A 22,405-nucleotide genomic window follows, 5' to 3' on the forward strand; every position below is an offset into this window, starting at 1 on the left:
TTATTCAAATTTAAGTACTTTTTTATTTATTGTCCTTGACATGGGGTCCACATTATTTAAAATCATAACATCCTTTTTTTAAACAGAACAAAATAGAAATAATTACAAATGGTCTAAAGGATAAAAAAGGATATCCAAATAAAAAAATAAGTGATCATTTTCCAATCGTTTTAGAATTAGAGGAGGATATAATTCATGAATAAAAATAGCTTTAATTTTGAATTAGAGAGTAAAGAAATACCGTTTGATGTTATAAAAGAAGCAATATCAATTATTGATATCGCCTCACGTAATTATGTGTCGGCGAATATCGTAGAATATAACGGAAATATTGATTCTTATATTAGACGTTCTTCTGCTGCTTCAATTGCTGAAGTTATGAATTCAAAAAAAGAAATTGATATTCAAACTGATTTGGGAGAAATTGATTATCAAGAATTCAAATATGAAGTATATTTAACTGTTAAGGGGTTAGATAATTATAAGTATAGAATGTTTTTTGTAAGATATGGTTCAATTTCATATCCTGTTACAATTGTTTTAAATAGGGATATTGCAGAAAAAAGTCTTGGAAAAACGCAAACAAAATATTTTATTTCTAATGAGGATAATTTAAGAGATATGTTAAATGAAATTATTAATTCTTCGTATATTTTTAGCATTGTACAAAGTTTAATAAATGAAGCATTAAGAAGAGAGAATAAGGATAATTAAAGAGGAAAAATATGAAGAAAAAGCAATTATTATTAGCTCTATACTAAGATTAATGATTATAGTTGCAATGTTTTTATTGCCATTTATTATAAATTATATTTACTCAATAGACCTGCATATTAGTTTTTTCAAACATTCTTATGAAAGAAATCAATTATTACTGTTTTATTCAAGTTTTCTTTCTGTTTTAGCAACATTATTTTTAGGTGAAGTATCTGTTTATCAAGCGTTACAAAATAATAAAAAGAGTAAAGAAATTGATGAATTAAAGACTGAAATTGCTAATCGTTATCTTTCTATGATAGAAAATAACGATAGGCCACAATTTAGTATAAACCTTTCATCAATGGGAGGTTTATATTCAAACTTAGAAATAACAATTCTAAATGTATCAAAAGTGATTGCTTCAGAAATAGAGCCAAAAAAGTTTATAATAACGTATGATGGAAGTTCTAAAAATTATAATGTTGAGCAGCAAACAAAAAATATATTAGGATCTAAGGAATCTCTAATACTTAAATATAAAAATATTTTTACAAAGGAAGAAGAAAATATTGTTTCTTTCACTTTAGAATTTAGCTGTAGGAATGAAAAAGGAAGACAATATTTTTTCGAAGCAAAAAAAGAAGTTGAAATTTCTAAAAATGATTTAGATCAATCACAATGGGAAATAGAATGTCTAAAGAACCAATAATAAAAATTTGATTATAAAGAAGTACTAAAAAAAGTCTATGTAATAGATATTTATTTTTTTATGATACTAGAAAGTATAATTAGTAAAAAATATACGCTAATTAGAGTTATCAAGATTTTATTTACACAATTTTATATTATAAGAAGGTGATGGTATCAATGATAAATCTAAAAAAAGATGAAGAAAAAAATGAGAATAAAAATCAAACCTATGGGATAATAACTATTAAAGATAAAATACATAATTCAAAAGAAGAATTTATGTACCTTATTTCTTTGTATAATCAAGCAAAATCATATAATACAGTTACATATGACTTTTCTAATTGTAAATATATAAGTTTTATTTGTTTAGTTATTTTTAAAATGTGTGTTGATAGATTAGAACTACAAGATCATAAAAAAATATTTATTATTTTAGGGGATGATAAAAATAAAGTTAGGATAAAAGAAATAGAAAATTTATCTAAAGAAAATCAAGATGATTTTTTATTTCTTAGTAATTATTCTGATAAACAAAGAGATATGCCATTGGATGATTTAGAAAGATATGAAAAAGTAATAAATAATAGCTTTTTATATACTAGATTAGAACAAATTGTTGGAGAACTGGTTGGTAATGTAATTACGCATTCTAATGATGGAATTGATTATGGACAATATAAAATGTATTTTGGAATTAGAGTGACATCTAAATTGGTTCAAATTATTGTATCAAATAATGGAAAATCATTTAGTGAAGTTATATTTAATAGTGAAAAGTCTAAACAAAATGAATATGATGTATCTTATAAAGATAGCCGTTTTATTAATACAGCTCTACAACCTAAATTTACAACTAGACCAAATAATGTAGGTGGTTTAGGATTAAGTGTTATGGATAAATTAGTCAGTGACTATTTTGGTAAAATAGAAATTATTTCAGGAAAAGCATATTTTTGTAAGGAATACAAGGATGATTACATAAAAATAATAAATGATTTATTATATCCAATACCTTGTACAGTTGTCTTTATTGAAATAGAAAAAGAAAACATAAATGATAAAGAATTGCAATCACTTGTTGATTTAACAATGCTTAATTCGATGTTAATATGAGGATAGAAAAATGTGTATTTTTTGTTTTTTAGATAAACAAAACCAAAAAGTTTTAAGAAAAAAAGCGGAAGCTTTATCAAATAGTTATGAACAAAGTTTAGACATATATAAGAAAATATATATAGAAGATTATAAAAAAGAATTAAATAAAAATATTTGTATTGAATATACACGATTAAAAGCTCAAAAAGATTGTATAAAAGAAATAGATATTAATAAAATAGAAAAAGTCTTTGATGTTTTCAAAGATGTATATATATCTTGGATTAATAATAATACTTCTAATTCAAAAGAAAAAGTACTCAATTTTTTTAAGGAAAATAATTTGTTAGAAGAAATAGATTTAAATAATGTGTTAATGTTTAGAGCAAGAAAAAGTGAAGAAGAACTAAAATCTATAGATATGTTACATATTCCTTTTACAAAGAGATTTTTAATAAAAAATCAAAGATATAGTTTACCAGGACGCCCGATGTTGTACTTAGGTTTTACACCTAAATATATTTTTAAAGAAATTAATTGTAATTATGAGAATTCAGTTTATATTTCAGGGTTCTATTTAAAAGAAGATTGTCATCTAAAAGTTTTTGATTTTAGATATAATTTAAGTTTTTTAATAAACGATGAACTTGACCCAATTTTTAATAAACAAGAAAAAGAAATATTAAATAAAAATAATTTTGAAGTAGAAATAATAAGATCCATTGCTGCGTCCATTTGTAGTTTTACAAAAAAAGGTGAGTATTTTAATGAAGAATATGTTCTTCCACAAATAGTATCCGAAGTAATATCTGATGAAAAGTATGATGGTCTATTATATACATCATCTAAAACAGAGGAAAGTAGTAAAGTTTCTCCATTTATCGATGCTAACTTAGTATTGTTTACAAAATATGATAAAAATAGAATTTATGATCCTTTATATGCATATGATAATGATATTATACAAAAAATGTTTATAACAAATCCTGTAAACATTCTTGACTTTAAAGGTGAAAAATATAATACTTTTTTTGATATGAGGGAAATTAAAGATAGATTAACAGAGTTTATTATGGAAATTCCTGGGAGTATGTTAAAAGAAGCAATTTTAAACGTGGAGACTAAACACTATGCTGAAGAAACTTTAGAAAAAGAAATCTTTTTTTTGATTATTTATGAAATATTACTTAAATATGAAAAGGGGAGAATAGAATTATATGAAAATAATAAAGATTTATGAAATAATTAATAACAATAATAGATTTGAAAATCCAGAAGATGCTAAAAAAGTTTATAAAGTGATGAAGAGTGTATACTTCACAAATGATATCATAATGGATTTTTCAAGTATCACTTATATTCTTACTTCAGCGATTAATCATTCTCTAGGTGTTTTTATAATAAAATACGGATATGAAAATGTTATGAAGAAAGTTAGTATATCAAATATAGAAAATGATAATTTAAAATATCCAATAGCTCTTTCTATAAAACTAATGAATGAAAAATATGAAGAAGAAATAAAAAGTAAATCAATAAAATTATATGATTACTTTAATAAAAATGAATTGAACAATGAAGATGGTGACAAATTAAAAAATCAGATTATAGAAATTTATAAAATGAATGAAGTAGTTTTATTAGATTTTGGTAATATTGCTAAAATAACTAAAGAATTTTTCAAAAATGCAACAAGTGAACTTTTTAGCAAATATGATAAAGATCAATTAAAAGAAAGCATACTAGTTTCAAATATACAAAATAAAGAAATTAGCAAAATTATTGAAGATGTTTTATATAATAAATAAATTAACCCAGGAGGTGACAACACATTGCTTAATAGTCAAACATTATGTTTTGAGTGGTTAAGAAGTAAGAAAGAAGATGTAAAACCATCTACATATGATAAATATGAGATGATTATAAATAATTATTTAGTAAGTTTCTTTGATCATAATTCATTAGAACAATTAAATATAAATATTATCAAAGAATACTTGATGAAATTACTTAATAAAGGATTATCATCAAGTGTCGTAAAAACAATCAAAAATGTCTTAAAAGCAATCTATACAACCTATGAAAATCAATATGGCTTCAACCATATTGATTTTTCATTACTCAAAATAGAAGAAGAAAAGAAAGAAACAGAATATCTAACAAATAAACAATTTAAACAATTACATCAATACTGTTTAAATAAAAACAATGATATTTGTTTAAGTATTTTACTTGCGATGGATACAGGAATGATGATTGGAGAAATTGTTGCTTTAAAAGTAAACGATATTGATTTAGAGAATCAACTAATTCATATAAGTAAAAGAGCTCAAAGAACTAAAAATGATGATATAGGATCGAAAACGATTTATGAAGTTTATGATGTAGAATGGCCAATGTTAAGAGATATAACAATTCCTAAGGAGTTGTTTTTTTATTTACAAGAATATTTAAAAGATAAAGAAAGTGATTGTTATTTAACATCTAATTTATATGTTGTCAGTGAAGTTACTAAACTACAAAGAGGATTGGATCGTATTGGAAGTAAGTATGGATTTAAAACAACTTTTAAAGATTTAAGGAATATGTATAAGGAAAGATGTTTAAAGAGTTGTATGGATATGAATATATTGATGGAGTTATTAGGTGTTCAGTCACTTAAACTTAATTTACCTGAAAATTATAAAAGTTCTAATGAAGAAAAGAAAAGACAAGTAAATAAACTGTAGGCAATGGAAAATCCATTGCCTATTTTTGTTTATTATAAGTATTAATAAAGGTGTTTAAGGAAATGAGTTGGATGAAAGAAATAGAAGTCAAAGATTTAATTAAATATATTAATCCTTTTAAAACCAGCTATTGCGATTGCTTGTGATGGAAATGGAACCAATGGTCTGACAATCGGTTGGTCTGGATTTGGTGTTTTATGGAGAAAGCCAATGGCTACAGTTTATGTACATAAAACACGTTATTCTAAACATATTTTTGATCAAGCTAAATATTATTCTATATGTTTTATGGATCAAGAACATAAAAATCAATTAGGTTATTTTGGACGTGTTTCTGGTAGAAATGAAAATAAAATGGAAAAGTGTGGAATGACTGTTAATAATGAAGATGTTGCTCCTTATTTTGAAGAGAGTTCAGTCGTTATTTTATGTAAGGTTATGGGTAAAAGTGATTTTGATCAAAAGAGTGTTGATGAAAATGTTTATGAATGGTACCAAGAAGAAGGGGTTCATAGTCAATACTATGGAGAAATTGTCAAGGTATTGGTTAAAAACTATAAGTAAAACTTATAGTCTTTATTAATAAATAAGGACTATGATTATCTTGTGAAAATGTTATCATATTACTGTAAAATAGGAGGAAGAATCAATGGGTAAATTATTATTAACTGGTGTTGATGGTAACTTAGGTCAATTAACTGCTGATGTTTTATTAACACTAGAACCAGTAGAAAACTTAATTTTTTGTGGATATAGTGAAGAATCACTAAAGAAATATGCTGAAAAAGGAATTGAAACACATGTCACAAACTTTAATAATCCAGATGGATTAGCTGAAGCTTTTAAAGGAGCAGATGCTCTAGCATTGATTTCTATGCCATTTGTTGGTGCTAAAAGACAAAATGCTCATAAAAATGCAGTAGATGCTGCTAAAGCAGCAGGTGTTAAACAAATTATTTATACATCTTTAGTCAATGCGGATGATGAAACAAATCCATCAGTAGAAAAGAAAGATCATATTTATACTGAAAAATATATTCAAGAAGTTGGTTTAGATTATCAATTTATGAGAAATTCTCAATATGCTGAAGCAATGGTCACAAATTACTTTACTTATGCACATATGAATGCACCACTTACAAATTCACAAGGTGATGGTTTAATGGCTTACATTTCACGTAAAGACTGTGCGAAAGCATTAGCTTATGCTTTACATCAATCAAATGAATTCCATCATAAAGTATGGAACATTAATGGTTTAGAATTAATGACAATTTCAACATTCTGTGCTATTGGAGATGTCAGTACAGGAAATCATGTTCCATTTGTGAATGTGACTGATGAAGAAAACTATCAAATTTGGGATGCTATGGGTGTTCCTAGAACAACAGATGGTGTATTCCAAAAAGATTCAGAAGCACCATTTTCATCAGATGGAATGGTTACATTTGCTCAAGCTATTAGAGAAGGTAAAATGGATATTCATACAAAAGACTTTACTGAACTTACAGGAGATACACCTATTTCAGTAAGATATATGTTTGATCATCAAGAAGAATTCCAAATTGGTGAAAGACATTCTCAAGATAAATAAGATATCTAATAAAAGTGAATCGATAAAGGATTCACTTTTATGATGCTCAAAAATAAAGTTTAATAATTCTATAATGAATAAATATTTTACATTTATTTAACAAAATTAAATAAATGATTTAATAAATTATAAAGAATATAAATAATTTTGCAATAAATACGCAAAATCGTTTATATAATAATATACATATGATAAAATAGCTATAAGGTGGTGAGATATATGCTATTAGATTTTAAAGTAAAAAATTATAAATCATTTCAACAAGAAGTTTCATTTTCTATGATACCAGCACCTAAACAAAAAGGATTGGATTATAGTGTTTTTGAGAAAAAAATAGATAATAAAAGAAAAAAAGCAATTTGTTCATCTGTTATTTATGGTCCTAATGCAGCAGGAAAAACCAATATTATTGGAGCAATGGATACGATGCGTGCTATTTTACTTAGAGGACATATTTTAAATATTGATGAATCTTCTATCAATGAAGCAGCAAATTGTTTGGAGTTAATACCAAATAATAAATTAAAAGAAAGAAAACCTGTTTGTTTTTATATTTCATTTATTGAAGATAATTATTGTATTGAATATTCATTTTCAATGAATATAGGTTTCTTTTTAGAAAAAAGTTTTCAAAGAGTAATTATAGATGAAAAATTATGTATTAATGATCATTTGATTTTTAATAGAAAAGACAATCATGTTGATTTAAAGTATACAAAGAAATTAGCAGATTTATTTATGGTAAATGCAGATACATTTAACAGAATGAAAGATATTGTTGATGCCAGTCTTAATTCTACAGAGTTATTTTTAATGAATGGTTTTAAACTCATCCTTTCTAGAAAAATAGTAGATTTGATTCAACAGTGGTTTAAAAATAAATTTATGGTTATTTATAAAGCAAATGCAATTGAAGTTATTCGTAGATTTGAAGATACAAACTCGCCAGGATTTTATGTTGAAAAGACCACTAATGAAGCAGCCAAAATATTTGGTTTGAATTCTAATGCAATTGGATATATGGTATCCGATGATGATCATCAAACAAAATTATGTTCAATTTTAAATGATGAAAATAATCAGGAAAAAATAATTATTAATGCAAAGATTTTTGAATCCTATGGAACCATTCGTTTTATTAATTTATTTCCTTTAGTATTAAAAGCAATTTATACGGGAGGAACATTAGTTATTGATGAATTTGATGCTTCTATTCATCCAATGGCGTTAATGAATATTATTAATATTTTTCATGATGATGAAATTAATATTCATCATGCACAATTGATTTTTGATAGTCATAATCCAATTTTCTTAAATTCTAACTTGTTTAGAAGGGATGAAATAAAATTTGTTGAAAGAAATGAAGAAAATGATTTGAGTGATTTATATTGTTTATCAGATTTTAAAACAGCAGGGAAAAATGGTGTTAGAAAAAATGAAGATTATATGAAAAATTATTTTATTTCTCAATATGGAGCAATATGTGATATTGATTTTTCACCAATATTTAAAGAATTGATTTCAAAAGGAGATAACTGATATGGAAAGAAAGTTAACAAAAAAGTATCACTTCAGTGTCGAAGGGGAAACTGAAAAATGGTATCTTGATTGGTTAAAAGATAATATAAATCAATGTAATCGTTCTAGATATAAAGTAGTTATGGATTGTAAAGTAGAAAAAGATCCTTATAAACGTGCTAAAAAAATGGTTATTACAAGCAAAACAGAAATTTGGCATTTATCTGATTACGAAAGTAATGATTGTTTTCACGTTCAACAATTTCATCATACTATTGATCATTTAAAAAAAGCTTCTCGTATTAAAAATATTACTTATAAATTTGGATATAGTAATTTTACTTTTGATTTGTGGATGATTCTTCATAAAATGGATTGTAATAAAATGATGATAGATAGGAAACAATACATCACGATGATCAATAAGGCTTATAATAAGAAATTTAAGAGTATGGATGATTATAAACATAAAGATCACTTTCATAGTTGTTTACAACAACTTAACATAGAAGATGTTAAAAAAGCAATCAAACGCTCAAAAAATATCATGTCTTCAAATAAAGAAAAGGGTTATGTTATACAAAATTATAAAGGTTATCAATTTTATAAAGAAAACCCGTCTTTGATGATATGGAAAGTCATTGAAAAAATATTTCAAGATTGTCATTTGTAATTAAATAAATATATTGAAAATCCATTTTATCTACTTTTAATAGACATTTTTTGTGTTTTATGTCATAATACCAAAGCTACTTAAAAGAAAGGAATGACGATATGATATCAACACAAAATGTCTCATTAAGATATGGAGATAGAGCATTATTTGAAAATGTTTCTGTTAAATTTACAGAAGGTAACTGTTATGGAATTATTGGTGCCAATGGTGCTGGTAAATCTACATTTTTAAAAATCTTAGCAGGAGAAATTGAACCTAATAAAGGGGAAGTTATTATTGAACCTCATAAAAGATTATCTGTTTTAAAACAAGATCACTTTGCTTATGATGAAAATAAAGTTGTTGAAACTGTTATTATGGGTAATAAAAGACTTTATGAAATCATGCAAGAAAAAGAAAGATTATACGCAAAAGAAGATTTTAATGATGAAGATGGTATTTTACTTGGTGAATTAGAAGGTGAATTTGCGGATATGGATGGTTGGAACGCTGAAGCTGATGCTGAAACAATGCTTAATGGTTTAGGAATTACTTCTGAGTTTCATGATATGTATATGAAAGATTTAGATGGAAATCAAAAAGTAAAAGTTTTATTAGCGCAAGCCTTATTTGGTGATCCAGATATTTTATTATTAGACGAACCAACAAACCACTTGGATTTAAAAAGTATTAATTGGTTAGAAAACTTCTTGTTAAATTTCAAAAATACTGTCATTGTTGTTTCTCATGACCGCCATTTTTTAAATAAAGTTTGTACACATATTGCTGATATTGACTATAGCCGTATTCAATTATACGTTGGAAACTATGATTTCTGGTATGAATATAGTCAAATGCAAATTCAACAAGCGAAAGATCAAAATAAAAAAGCTGAAGCAAAGAAAAAAGAATTGGAAGAATTTATTGCAAGATTCAGTGCCAATGCTTCAAAAGCCAAACAAGCAACTTCTAGAAAGAAATTATTAGATAACTTAGAAATGGTCGATATTAAACCATCTCTTAGAAGATATCCATTTATTGGTTTTAAACCAGGAAGAGAAGTTGGAAATATTGTTTTAAATGTTGAAGGTCTTACAAAATTTGTAGATGGAGAAAAGCTTATTAATAATGTTTCATTCTCTATTCAACCAAATGAAAAAGTTGCTTTTGTAGGAGATGATAAAGCAACTGAAGCTTTCTTTAAAATTATTATGGGTGAAGATGAAGATTATGAAGGAGAATTTAAATGGGGTGTGACAACAAGCCAATCTTATTTTCCTAAAGATAACTCAAAATATTTTAATGACTGTGAATTATCACTTGTTGATTGGTTAAGACAATTTACAGATGGAACAGTATATGAACAAGATTTAAGAGGATGGTTAGGAAGAGTGTTATTCTCTGGAGAAGAAGCTTTAAAGAAAGCCAATGTTTTATCTGGAGGAGAAAAGGTAAGATGTATGCTTGCTAAAATGATGATGGAAGATGCTAATGTTCTTATTTTTGATGAACCAACAAACCATTTGGATCTTGAATCAATTCAAGCTTTAAACCAAGGTCTTATTCAATTTAAAGAAAATATTTTATTTACATGTCATGATCATCAATTTGTACAAACAATTGCTAATAGAATTATTGAATTTAATAAAGATGGTATGATTGATCGTTTATCAACATACGATGAATATTTAGAATATAAAGAAGAATTAGAAACAAAATAAAGGATCCAAGAAGGATCCTTTATTCGTTTACGATATATAATGTTTTATAAGGGAAGGAAATTTGAAAAAAATTTTTTTCTAAGAAAGATGTTTAAATATTATTTATCTTTCTTGCTATTATCATAATAAACAATTGTGAACTGAATATTTCTTATTAAACAAAAAAAGCCTTTTTTAAAGACTTTTTTGTTTAAATAATAATTGGGAAGGGAATATGAATTTATTATTTAACGAAAGATGATTGATCTTTCATGGTTATAATATAGATGAAAACTATAATAGAACAATGGTTCAATCATGTGTTTTTATGTGATGTCATAAAATTAAATGATAAAGAAGATTGAAAAAAATTATCATTTTGGTAAAATTGTTTTAAACAATGTGAGGTGATAAAGTGGAATTACATTTTACAAAAATGGAAGGTATTGGAAATGACTATATTTATGTTGATGGGATCCATCAAGAAGTACCGATGGATGCTGAATTTATTAGTCGTATTTCTAATCGCCATTTTGGTATTGGTGGAGATGGGATGATCGTTATTTTAAAGTCTGATCAATATGATTTTAAAATGCGTATGTTCAATCTAGATGGTAGTGAAGGAATGATGTGTGGAAATGGAATTCGTTGTTTTGCTAAATTTTGTTATGACCATCATTTAACAGATAAAAAGGTTTTAAATATTGAAACAAAGGCAGGTTTACGTATTGTAGAACTTATTTTTGATGGGGATGAAGTTGTTGGCGCAAAAGTAGATATGCAAGAACCAATTTTAAATTGTAAAGACATTCCTGTTATTTTTGATCAAGAAAAAATGATTAATGAAAAAGTGATGATTGGAGATCAAGAATATGCTTTAACAGCTGTTTCTATGGGGAATCCCCATGTCATTACGTATGTTGATTCATTAGATTTTGATATTGAAACAATAGGAAAACAATTTGAACATCATCAAATATTTCCAGAATCAGTCAATACTGAATTTGTTGAAGTAATCAATGATCATTATTTAAAAATGCGTGTATGGGAAAGAGGCAGCGGGGAAACAATGGCTTGTGGAACAGGTGCCTGTGCCGTTATGTATGCAAGTTATTTGAATGGTTATTGTAAAGAAAAAGCAACAGTTGAGCTTCTTGGAGGAAAGTTAGAAATTGAACTTCAAGAGGGACATATTTTTATGACAGGTCCAGCAACAACTGTGTTTGAAGGAAAAATAAAAATATAAGGAGGAAATTTATGTTACAAACAGCAGAAGAAATTATTAAGTATATTGGTGATGCAAAGAAACAAACACCAATTAAAATGTATTTAAAAGGTGAAAATTTACCTGATACAGATGCATTCCATTTATTTGGAGATAGTCATTTTAAAATTGCTATTGGAGATTTAGATGCCATCAATGCTTATGTTGAAGAAAATAAAGATTTAATCAAAGATTCATTTATTGAACAAGATCGTCGTAACAGTGCGATTCCAATGTTAGATATGAGAAATATCAATGCACGTATTGAACCAGGATGCTTCATTCGTGAAAATGTTTCTATTGGAGATAATGCCGTTATCATGATGGGTGCTGTTATCAATATCGGTGCTAAAATTGGTGAGGGATCAATGATCGATATGGGTGCTGTTTTAGGAGGACGTGCTGAAGTTGGAAAACATTGTCATGTTGGAGCTGGAGCAGTGTTAGCTGGTGTTATTGAACCACCTAGTGCGTCACCTGTTATTCTAGAAGATGATGTTTTAATTGGTGCAAATGCGGTTGTTATCGAAGGTGTTCATATTGGTAAAGGTGCAGTTGTAGGTGCAGGAAGTATTGTTACTCAAGATGTACCTGCTGGTGCGGTTGTTGTTGGAAATCCAGCAAGAATCATCAAAGAACAAAAAGATGAAAAAACTGAAGGTAAAACACAATTAATGGATGATTTACGTAAAATCTAGGATACGATTATGGAAGAATTATTAGATCAAATAAGGACATGGCGTCGTCATTTACACGCCATTCCTGAAATCGGTTTTCAAGAATATAAAACATCAAAGTATCTTTATGAAGAATTAGAAAAAATGGGGTATCAACCTTTAAAAATAACAGAGACGGGAATCGCTGTTTATCTTGATTTTCATAAAGAAAAAACACTTGCTTTTAGAAGTGATATCGATGCTTTAGAAATTGAAGAACAAACAGGTGTATCATTTAAAAGTACACATCAAGGAAAAATGCATGCCTGTGGTCATGATGGACATATGACAGCACTTCTTGGACTTGCTTATAAGCTAAAAGATGTTCAAGATCTACCACATAATGTTTTGCTTATTTTTCAACCAGGAGAAGAAGTGGTCAATGGGGCACCATCAATTATTAATACAGGTATTTTTGAAAAATATCATGTTAAAGGAATTTATGGTTTACATATGTTCCCAGATGTTGATGAAGGGAAAATTGCTTGTCGTAAAGGTCCTTTAATGGCTGAAAGTGGTGAATTGGATGTAACGGTTCATGGTAAAAGTGCACATGCGGGTAAGTATCATGAAGGAATTGATTCAATTGTGATTGCGAGTTTTTTGATTAGTAATTATCAAAGTATCATTTCACGAATGATTTCGCCTATGCAACCTTGTGTTTTAAATATAGGTGAAATACACGGGGGAACGGTCAGAAATATTGTGGCTAGTCAAACAAGTTTCCATGGAACTCTTAGAACGTATAGTGAAGAAGTTTTTTCACGTATTGTAGAAGCAATGAAAGGGTTTAATCAAGGAATGGAACAAGCATATCATTGTCAAATTGATTTTGCCTGTCAGCCTTTTAACCCACCTGTTTTAAATGATGCACATTTATATGAAGAACTTAAAAAGAATGTTGGCGCAAACTTCGAAGAACTTGAAGAACCTGTGATGTTAGCAGAAGACTTTGCTCATTATCAAAAAGTGATTCCTGGTGTTTTCTTTTATGTGGGGACAAGATGTAAAGAATATACTTCAGGTCTACATACACCAACTTTCAATTTTCATGAAGAGGTTTTAGTACAAGCTGTTGAACTTTATGAAAAACTTGCAAGAAATGTACAATTGGGGGACTAAAAATGAATTATTATGATAGATCATTGGATGCTTTAATGCATGCTTATGGAAGATATAATGTCACATTTGATCATGGAGATGGCATTCATTTATATGATGTAAATCAAAAAGAATATATTGATTTCTTTTCAGGAATTGGTGTTAATTCTTTTGGTTATAATTATCCAGCTTATGTAGAAGCCATGGAAAAACAATTACATAGATTAATGCATATTTCTAACTACTTTAATACTGTTGAAACAATTGAAGCAGCTGAATGTGTTAAAAAAGCTACAAAATTAGATAAAGTATTCTTTACAAATTCAGGAGCTGAATCAACAGAAGGTGCTTTAAAACTTGCACGTAAATATTATTATCAAAAACATGGAAAAGCGGATAGTGAAATTATTTCTTTAAATCATTCTTTCCATGGAAGAACAACAGGATCTGTTAAACTTACAGGAAATGCACATTATCAAGAAGCGTTTGGACCTTTAATTGAAGGTGTTAAATATGCCAATATCAATGATTTAGAAAGTGTTAAAGCATTAGTAAATGAAAAAACAGCAGCTATCATCGTTGAACCTGTTCAAGGTGAAGGTGGCGTCTATGTTTGTTCAAAAGAATTCTTAACAGGTTTAAGAAGTCTTTGTGATGAAAAAGATATTGCTTTAATTTTAGATGAAGTTCAATGTGGTATGGGTCGTACAGGAACAATCATGACTTATTTCCAATACGATATCTTACCTGATATTTTATGTTTAGCTAAAGGAATTGGGGCAGGTTTTCCAATGGGAGCTTTTGTCGCAAATAAAAAATTTGCTGCTGCGATGGAACCTGGAGATCATGGTTCTACTTATGGTGGAAATCCAATGGCTGGTCAAGCATGTAGAACGGTCTTTAAAATCTTAGAAGAAACAAAAATGCTTGATCATGTTCAAGATATCAGTGAATATTTAATTGAAAAATTAGATGATTTAAAAGATAAATATTCTTGTATTAAAGAAAGACGTGGTTTAGGATTGATGATTGGTTTAGAATTTGATCGACCAGTTAAAGATATTGTTCAAACTTGTTTAGATAATGGACTTATTGTTGTTATGGCAGGAGCGAATGTTATAAGAATGTTACCACCATTTATTACAACTGAAAAAGATGTTGATCAAGCAATTGCTATTTTAGATCAAGCAATTGAAAAAAATATTTAAAAAATTGAAAAAATTAAAAGAAAAATAGGATGTTTTTGACATATATAATGATGAGGTGATAAATATATGTTGAAATATCCTATTTTTTTACAAGATAATGAAAACAGTTGTGGGGCATACTGTATTAAAATGCTCTTAAGCTTTTATAAAAGAGATGATGAAATTAAAAATATTAAAAAGCGTTGTCGTCTTACCAAAGAAGGCATTACGGTTTATGGATTGATACAAGTTTTAAAGAAATATCATCTAGAAGCAAAAGCTTATCAATGTGAGTTTAAACATTTATTTGAAGAAGTCAATTGTCCAGCAATCGTGCATTTAAAACAAGATGATCTCTATCATTATGTCATCCTCTATAAAGTTAAAGATGGATATTTTTTAGTAGGAGATCCAGCTAAAGGACTCATAAAAATGTCTTATGAAAGTTTTTCAAAGCAGTTTACAGGAATTATTATCATGATTGATCATGTAGGAATGCCAATTACTAAAAGAACGAATTATACTTTTCAAAATTTTTTAAAAGATCATTTTAAACAGCATTATCAAACAATCATTAAGATGATGATTAAAACCATTATTATTTCAATGCTTACAATGATTTTTTCTCATTATTATCAATTGATGATTGATTCTTTTTCAAAGTATCCAATCTATCAAATTGTTTTCATTTCTCTTGGCTTTACAGTGCTCTATGCCTTTAAACTTTTATTAGATTATTTAAGAAGACAACAAATTTTAGAATTAAGCAGAGAACTTAATCAAGAATATGCTTTAAAAACCATGCAAAATCTTATTTATCAAGATTATGATTACATGGATGGTTTAGAAAAAGGAACATTGTTATCAAGATCACAAAATTTATTTGAATTAAGTCAATATTTTATAGAATTTTATCATGTGATCTTTATTGATAGTATTTTAATGCTTTTCATTTTGATTTTTATTTTATCGATTCAATTCTTTTTGTTTTTGATTGTTTTATTGATAATGGTTATTATTTTTTTAGTATTTTATTTTTATAGTAAAAAACTACATATTGAAAATAAAAAAATATTAGAACAAAAAGAACATTTAAATGATGGCCTATTAGAATTTCAAGAAAACTATTTTCAAACAATTCAGTTTAAAGTTAAAAAAATGATGAAAAATAAACTAGGATATCTCTATGATACTTACTTTATGAATGTCTATCATCATGATGAAATGACCAATATACATCAAGTTCAATTAGAAGCCTTGATTCAAATCATGATTATGGCTGTCTTATTATTGGCAATCATCATTTATAAAAAGCAACAAATGACCCTTGGAACAGTGATGCTTGTTTATTTATTACTTTCTTATATGATCAATCCTTTAATGAAAATATCAGTCTTTATTGCGATGCATGATGAATTACAAATTATTTTTGAAAGATATAAAGAAATGTTACCTGAAAAAAGAGATAGGAAAAAGAAAATCAAAAAGATAAAAAGCATTGAATTAAAACATGTAAGTTTTAGTTATGGTTATACCCGACCTCTTTTTGATCATTTTCAATTAAAAATAGAACGTTCATTATTTATTCAAGGTAAAACAGGAAGTGGTAAATCAACACTTTTGAAACTTATCATGAATCAATTACAACCAACAAAAGGAGAAATTGTTATTAATGGAATCAATCTACAAGAACTTGATTTAAATAGTTATTATAGTCATATTAAATATTTAAATAAAACTCCCGTTTTTTATAAAGAATCATTAAGAACGAATATGATTTTTGATCGTTTGTTTTTAGAGGATAAAATGATAGAATTATTGCATTATTTTATGTTGGATGATTTAGTAAATGGTTTAGATTTGAAACTGGATGAACAGGGTGGTTTTTTATCGTCGGGACAAGGACAGCTTGTGATGATTATTCGTGCACTATTAAGTGAACCCGATGTTTTGATTTTAGATGAAGCATTTAGTAATATAGATCAAGAAAGATTACAATTATTGATAAATTATCTAAATTTTCAAAAGATCATCGTGATTATTGTTTCTCATCAAATAAATATGATGAACTGCCAGTTTGACTGTGTTATAATTGATTCAGGAAAAATAGTGGGTGAGGAAGATTATGGAAATAGATTTAGCACTTAATAATGAAGTAGAAGATTTTAAAGAAGATTATGAAAGTATTTATTTAGAAATTATTAAAGAAGCATGTAAACAATTAGATATTCATGATGATTTAGAATTATCAGTTATTTTTGTAGATGATCAGCGTATTCATGAAATCAATAAGGAATATCGTAAAATTGATCGTAGTACAGATGTTATTAGTTTTGCTTTAGAAGATAGTGAACAATATTATATTGAAGGTATGCCAAGAGAAATAGGAGATATTTTTATTTCAATTGATCATGCTAAAATGCAAGCAGAAGAATATGGTCATTCATTTTATCGAGAAATGTGTTTTTTATTTACACATGGTTTATTACATTTACTTGGATTTGATCATATGAATGAAGAAGATGAAAAAGTGATGTTTTCAAGACAAAAAGAAATATTGAATGCTTTAAATATTGAAAGGAAATAATATGGATCAAAATAAATTAATCGATTTAGCTTGGAAAGCAAGAGAAAATGCGTATGTTCCTTATAGTCATTTTAAAGTGGGAGCTTGTATTGCTTTAAAAGATGGAACATTTGTTCAAGGATGTAATATTGAAAATGCTGCTTATGGGTCAACAATGTGTGCAGAAAGAAATGCTGTCTTTGGCGCTTATTGTAAAGGTTATCGCAAAGAAGATATTATTGGACTAGCAATTGTTGCTGATTGTAGTCCGATTGCTTCTCCATGTGGGGCATGTCGCCAAGTATTATCAGAACTTGTTGATTTAGAAATGCCCATCTTTCTAGCAAATAAAGAAAAAGTAGAAAAACATACAATTGGTGAATTATTACCAATGGTATTTATAGGAGAGAGTTTATGAGTTTTAAATCAGGATTTGTCAGTATTGTAGGACGTCCAAATGTTGGAAAGTCTACCTTATTAAATCAAATATTAAAAACAAAGCTTGCAATCATGTCAGATGTTGCTCAAACAACACGTAATACAATTCAAGGTATTTATACAGATAATGAAGCACAAATCATTTTTATGGATACACCAGGAATCCATAAACCTCAAGATGGTTTAGGAAACTTTATGAATACGACGGCTTTAAATAGTATTTATGGAGTGGATATGGTTTTATTTATTGCACCAGCAAATGAAACGATTGGTAGAGGAGACCGTTTTATTATTGAAAGATTAAAAGAAGCGGATGGACCGGTTTTCCTTTTACTTAATAAATGTGATCTTGTTTCTAAAGATGAAGTTATTAAAAAATTAACAGAATGGAAAGAACTTTTTGATTTTAAAGAAATCATTCCTATTTCAGCTTTAGAAGATCAAAATGTGGATACATTGATTTCTACAATTAAAACATATTTAAATGAAGGAATAATGTATTATCCAAAAGATCAAATGACAGATCATCCAGAAAGATTTGTAATGGCTGAATTTATTAGAGAAAAGATCCTTTATTTTACAAGAGAAGAAGTTCCTCATAGTGTTGCGATTGTTGTTGAAAGAATGGCAGAATTAGAGGATGGCAGCGTAGAAGTTATTGCGACAATTGTTGTTGATCGTAAATCTCAAAAGGGTATTTTGATTGGTAAACAAGGAAGGATGATCAAAAAAATTCGTCAAAATGCACAAAGAGAAATGAAACGTTTTTTACAAACAACAGTGCATTTGGAATTGTTTGTTAAAGTTGAAAATAATTGGCGTAATAAACAAAAATATTTAAAAGAATTTGGTTATAACGAAGATGACTATTAAAAAAGAAGAAGTTGTTTCTTTAGGTATTGTTTTAAAGACGCATCCTTATAAAGAAAGTGATTCTTTAGTCACTGTGTATTTTAAAGATTATGGAAAAATGACTTTGATTGCTCGGGGTGTAAAAAAATTAAAAAGTAAAAATGCTTCGGCTTGTCAAAGTCTTACACTTTCAGAGTTTACTTTTATACCTAGAAATGGTTTATCAACGATGATTAAAGCAAGTTCGGTTGATTTTTATCGTTATATTAAAGAAAATCTTGAATTAGAAGCTTATGCAAGTTATTTTATGGAATTTGTTTTAAAGAATGAAGAAGATAATCAACCGGATTTAGAAATCTTTGATACTTTAAAAAAATCATTAGATGCTCTAAATCATGGTTATCCCTATCCATTGGTTTATCTATTATATAATGCATTTATTTTAAAAAGATGCGGGATGGCTTTACAAGTTGATGGCTGTGTAAGATGTTTAAGACAAGATCATATAGCAGGAATCAGTTTAGAAGATGGGGGCTTTGTCTGTCATGATTGTTTATCACTTCATGATAAACAATTAGATAAGGTAACATTAAAGGCTTTTCGTCATATTAATAAATTAACGATTGATTCTATTGATCAACTTAAAGTACCGGATGAATCTATTGATTTATTAATGGAAATTATGGATTACTATGTTGATGAGATGACGGGGATTTTATTTAAAACAAAGAAAATGATTCAAAGTCTTTCAAAAATATGACAAAAGTAGACACTTTTGTCTTTTTTTATAAACATATTTTGACTATAATAGAAACAAAAGTAAGGGGAGGATTTATAGATGGGACAATTTTTACCGATAAATAGAAAAGAAATGGAAGAAAGAGGATGGCAAGAGGTAGATTTTGTCTATATTTGTGGTGATGCTTATGTAGATCACCCTTCATTTGGAGCAGCTATTATTTGTCGTACATTAGAGGCAAATGGTTTTAAGGTTGCTTTTTTATCGCAACCAGATTGGCATAAGGTAGAAGAATTTAGGCAATTTGGGAAACCTCGCTTGGGTTTTTTAATTTCTTCAGGAAATATTGATTCAATGGTCAATCACTATACTGTTTCTAAAAAAAGAAGACATAAAGATTCTTATACATCAGGTGGTGAAGGTTTTAAAAGACCAGATAGGGCGGTTATTGTTTATAGTCAAATGGCAAGACAAGCATTTCCTGATGCTAATATTTTAATTGGAGGAATTGAAGCTTCTCTTAGACGTTTAGCTCATTATGATTATTGGAGTGATAAGGTTAGAAAATCGATTATTATTGATGCCAATGCAGATTTATTAATGTTTGGAATGGGAGAAAACAGTATTATTGAAGTTGCAGAAGCATTAGATAGTGGATTAGATATTAAATATTTAACGTATTTAGATGGAACAGTTTATAAAACAAAAAATATCGATGATTTAAATGAAGCTGATTATATAATGCTTCCTAGTTACGAAGAAATTACAACATCTAAAAGAAAATACGCGGAGTCTTTCCAAAAACAATATTTAAATACCGATCATTATAATGCTAAAATCTTAGTTGAACCTTATCAAGGATGGTATGTGGTTCAAAATAAACCGAATAGACCACTTACCCAAAGAGAATTCGATAGAGCTTATGGTTATGATTACAATCGTGATTATCATCCAAGTTATCAACACGTTCCAGCTATTGATGAAGTTAAATTCTCACTTATTTCAAATAGAGGGTGTTTTGGATCATGTAATTTCTGTGCTTTAGCGTTCCATCAAGGAAGAATTATTCAAGCAAGAAGTCATGAATCAATTATTGCAGAAGCTAATAAAATGGTTTGGGATCCAAATTTTAAAGGATACATTCATGATGTTGGTGGACCAACAGCTAACTTTAGAGATACTGCTTGTGATAAACAAAAAACCAAAGGGGCTTGTCCTACAAAACAATGTTTATGGCCAGAACCTTGTAAAAATTTAAAAGTTGATCATGAAGATTATTTATCATTACTTACAAAATTAAGACAGCTTCCAAACGTTAAAAAAGTTTTCGTACGTTCTGGAATTCGTTACGATTATCTCATGTATGATAAAAATGATCATTTCTTTGAAGAACTTGTTCAACATCATATTTCAGGACAATTAAAAGTTGCCCCTGAACATATCAGTAATCATGCTTTAGACAAGATGGGCAAACCAAGACGTGGGCTTTACGAAAAATTTGTTGATAAATATTATCGTATTAATGAAAAATATAATAAAAAACAGTTCTTAGTGCCTTATTTAATGTCCTCTCATCCAGGATGCCGTTTAGAAGATGCTATCGAACTGGCGGAATATTTAAGAGATATTCATCATCAACCAGAACAAGTACAAGATTTTTATCCAACACCAGGAACGCTTTCAACAACGATGTATTATACAGGGTTGGATCCTCGTGATATGACACCTGTTTATGTTCCAAAAGATCCTAAAGAAAAAGCGATGCAAAGAGCCTTGATTCAATATAAGAATCCTAAAAACTATGACCTTGTATATGAAGCCTTGATCAAAGCTAATCGAAAAGATTTGATTGGATTTGGTAAAAAATGCCTAATTAAACCACGTACAAAAAGGCAAAATTATAACAGATCTTATACAAGGGGGCATAAATGATGAAACTTACAGAAACGTATACCTCCTTAACACAAACACATATTAAATTTGATATTTATCAACCGAATGTGATATTAAGATATAAGGGAATCATTCAACTTCATCATGGATTATGTGAACATTCAGACCGTTATCAAAAATTTGCGGAATATTTAAGTCATGAAGGTTTTATTGTAGTCGTGCCTGATTTTCCTGGGCATGGTACATCACTTTATCATTTTGAACAAGGCTATTTTGGAAGCGGAAATGCTCTTGATACTTTGATTGAAGATATGCAACGTTTAAGACATATTATCGCTAAAAGATATGAAGACCTTCCTTATTTTATGATTGGTGTTGATTTTGGTTCGCTTGTATTACTTAAATATGCCATGACGTATGGAGATTATATTAATGGAATGATTTTGCTTGGAACATGTCTGAAAAATAATTTTTATTATCGTATGAAAACGATTGTTGATTTAAATATTTTACTACATGGACCAATGTATCGTTCAAGAGTCATTAAAAGAGCGGTGGATTTATTTTTACAAAAAAATTTAAATAGTTGTTATAAAATGAGTAATCAAAAAGAAGTACAGCTTTATCAAGAAGATCCTTTAAGTGATTTTGTTTATACAAATCAAGCCTATCATGATATATTGGAATACATAAAATATGTAAGTGATGAAGATCATCTAAAACATATACCTGATTATTTACCTGTTTATTTATTATCAGGTGGTTTTGATAATCTTACTAAAAATGGAAAAGATACTATAAAACTTTATCAAATATTAAAAGGAAATGGTCTAAAAGATCTCCAATATAAGATTTATGATAATAAAAGACAAGATATTTTACATGATAATAATTATCGAGATGTCTATCATGATTTTATGCATTGGTTAGACGAAAGAACCTATATATAGTACCCTTATAGTT

22 protein-coding genes are annotated in these 22,405 nt (G+C 27.8%); all 22 read left to right on the plus strand.

All coding sequences use genetic code 11. The annotated features are described in order from the left end of the window. Window positions 1–195 precede the first annotated feature (195 nt). The 22 genes from LJD34_RS10240 to LJD34_RS10345 all read left to right on the plus strand — a co-directional run bounded on the left by LJD34_RS10240 (window position 196) and on the right by LJD34_RS10345 (window position 22,392). Window positions 196–714, plus strand: coding sequence for a hypothetical protein (locus LJD34_RS10240; RefSeq protein WP_227359810.1), 519 nt, complete (start codon window positions 196–198; stop codon window positions 712–714). A gap of 52 nt (window positions 715–766) precedes the next feature. Then, window positions 767–1,408: a hypothetical protein gene (locus LJD34_RS10245; RefSeq protein WP_227359811.1), complete on the plus strand. Its 642-nt coding sequence runs from the start codon at window positions 767–769 to the stop codon at window positions 1,406–1,408. A 158-nt stretch (window positions 1,409–1,566) separates the two neighbouring features. Beyond that, complete coding sequence (locus LJD34_RS10250) at window positions 1,567–2,505, plus strand: ATP-binding protein (protein ID WP_227359812.1); 939 nt, start codon at window positions 1,567–1,569, stop codon at window positions 2,503–2,505. A 10-nt stretch (window positions 2,506–2,515) separates the two neighbouring features. Further along, the gene (locus LJD34_RS10255) at window positions 2,516–3,727 is read left to right on the plus strand and encodes a hypothetical protein (RefSeq protein ID WP_227359813.1); all 1,212 of its coding nucleotides are present in this window, start codon (window positions 2,516–2,518) and stop codon (window positions 3,725–3,727) included. Then, complete coding sequence (locus LJD34_RS10260; RefSeq protein ID WP_227359814.1) at window positions 3,705–4,295, plus strand: STAS-like domain-containing protein; 591 nt, start codon at window positions 3,705–3,707, stop codon at window positions 4,293–4,295. The genes LJD34_RS10255 and LJD34_RS10260 overlap by 23 nt, the downstream gene beginning before the upstream one ends. A 24-nt stretch (window positions 4,296–4,319) precedes the next feature. Next, window positions 4,320–5,216, plus strand: coding sequence for a tyrosine-type recombinase/integrase (locus LJD34_RS10265; RefSeq protein ID WP_227359815.1), 897 nt, complete (start codon window positions 4,320–4,322; stop codon window positions 5,214–5,216). Window positions 5,217–5,351: 135 nt separating this feature from the next. Next, a complete protein-coding gene (locus tag LJD34_RS10270; protein ID WP_227359827.1) occupies window positions 5,352–5,780 on the plus strand; it encodes a flavin reductase in 429 nt (142 codons plus the stop codon). A gap of 85 nt (window positions 5,781–5,865) precedes the next feature. Further along, window positions 5,866–6,810, plus strand: coding sequence for an NAD(P)H-binding protein (locus LJD34_RS10275; protein WP_227359816.1), 945 nt, complete (start codon window positions 5,866–5,868; stop codon window positions 6,808–6,810). 219 nt (window positions 6,811–7,029) lie between these two features. Beyond that, window positions 7,030–8,352, plus strand: coding sequence for an AAA family ATPase (locus LJD34_RS10280; protein ID WP_227359817.1), 1,323 nt, complete (start codon window positions 7,030–7,032; stop codon window positions 8,350–8,352). A 1-nt stretch (window position 8,353) separates the two neighbouring features. After that, the gene (locus tag LJD34_RS10285; RefSeq protein WP_227359818.1) at window positions 8,354–9,004 is read left to right on the plus strand and encodes an RloB family protein; all 651 of its coding nucleotides are present in this window, start codon (window positions 8,354–8,356) and stop codon (window positions 9,002–9,004) included. Between the two features lie 101 nt (window positions 9,005–9,105). Further along, entirely contained in the window at window positions 9,106–10,707 is a 1,602-nt protein-coding gene (locus LJD34_RS10290) for an ABC-F family ATP-binding cassette domain-containing protein (RefSeq protein WP_227359819.1), read from the plus strand. Between the two features lie 394 nt (window positions 10,708–11,101). Beyond that, window positions 11,102–11,932, plus strand: a complete 831-nt coding sequence (gene dapF / locus LJD34_RS10295; protein ID WP_117826017.1) for a diaminopimelate epimerase — start codon at window positions 11,102–11,104, stop codon at window positions 11,930–11,932. 11 nt (window positions 11,933–11,943) lie between these two features. Beyond that, window positions 11,944–12,648 carry a 2,3,4,5-tetrahydropyridine-2,6-dicarboxylate N-acetyltransferase gene (gene dapD / locus LJD34_RS10300; protein WP_022002193.1) on the plus strand — a complete coding sequence of 235 codons (705 nt, stop codon included), beginning with the start codon at window positions 11,944–11,946 and terminating at the stop codon, window positions 12,646–12,648. Window positions 12,649–12,657: 9 nt separating this feature from the next. Continuing rightward, entirely contained in the window at window positions 12,658–13,788 is a 1,131-nt protein-coding gene (locus LJD34_RS10305) for a M20 metallopeptidase family protein (protein ID WP_227359820.1), read from the plus strand. Between the two features lie 2 nt (window positions 13,789–13,790). Further along, window positions 13,791–14,975 carry an aspartate aminotransferase family protein gene (locus LJD34_RS10310; RefSeq protein WP_227359821.1) on the plus strand — a complete coding sequence of 395 codons (1,185 nt, stop codon included), beginning with the start codon at window positions 13,791–13,793 and terminating at the stop codon, window positions 14,973–14,975. Window positions 14,976–15,041: 66 nt separating this feature from the next. Beyond that, entirely contained in the window at window positions 15,042–17,102 is a 2,061-nt protein-coding gene (locus tag LJD34_RS10315) for a cysteine peptidase family C39 domain-containing protein (RefSeq protein ID WP_227359822.1), read from the plus strand. Then, window positions 17,080–17,541, plus strand: coding sequence for an rRNA maturation RNase YbeY (gene ybeY, locus LJD34_RS10320; RefSeq protein WP_032091524.1), 462 nt, complete (start codon window positions 17,080–17,082; stop codon window positions 17,539–17,541). Before LJD34_RS10315 ends, ybeY begins: the two co-directional genes overlap by 23 nt. 1 nt (window position 17,542) lies before the next feature. Continuing rightward, a complete protein-coding gene (gene cdd, locus LJD34_RS10325; RefSeq protein ID WP_022002188.1) occupies window positions 17,543–17,938 on the plus strand; it encodes a cytidine deaminase in 396 nt (131 codons plus the stop codon). Continuing rightward, window positions 17,935–18,831: a GTPase Era gene (era, locus tag LJD34_RS10330; RefSeq protein WP_227359823.1), complete on the plus strand. Its 897-nt coding sequence runs from the start codon at window positions 17,935–17,937 to the stop codon at window positions 18,829–18,831. The genes cdd and era overlap by 4 nt, the downstream gene beginning before the upstream one ends. After that, on the plus strand, window positions 18,821–19,570 hold the full coding sequence (recO, locus tag LJD34_RS10335) for a DNA repair protein RecO (protein WP_022002186.1): 750 nt from the start codon (window positions 18,821–18,823) through the stop codon (window positions 19,568–19,570). Before era ends, recO begins: the two co-directional genes overlap by 11 nt. A gap of 78 nt (window positions 19,571–19,648) precedes the next feature. Beyond that, window positions 19,649–21,481 carry a YgiQ family radical SAM protein gene (locus LJD34_RS10340; RefSeq protein ID WP_119363080.1) on the plus strand — a complete coding sequence of 611 codons (1,833 nt, stop codon included), beginning with the start codon at window positions 19,649–19,651 and terminating at the stop codon, window positions 21,479–21,481. Beyond that, entirely contained in the window at window positions 21,478–22,392 is a 915-nt protein-coding gene (locus LJD34_RS10345; protein ID WP_147579916.1) for an alpha/beta fold hydrolase, read from the plus strand. The genes LJD34_RS10340 and LJD34_RS10345 overlap by 4 nt, the downstream gene beginning before the upstream one ends. Window positions 22,393–22,405 lie beyond the last annotated feature (13 nt).

The organism is Faecalibacillus sp. MSK20_93 (assembly GCF_020589945.1).
In the GTDB taxonomy this organism is placed as follows: Bacteria; Bacillota_I; Bacilli_A; order Erysipelotrichales; family Coprobacillaceae; genus Faecalibacillus; species Faecalibacillus intestinalis.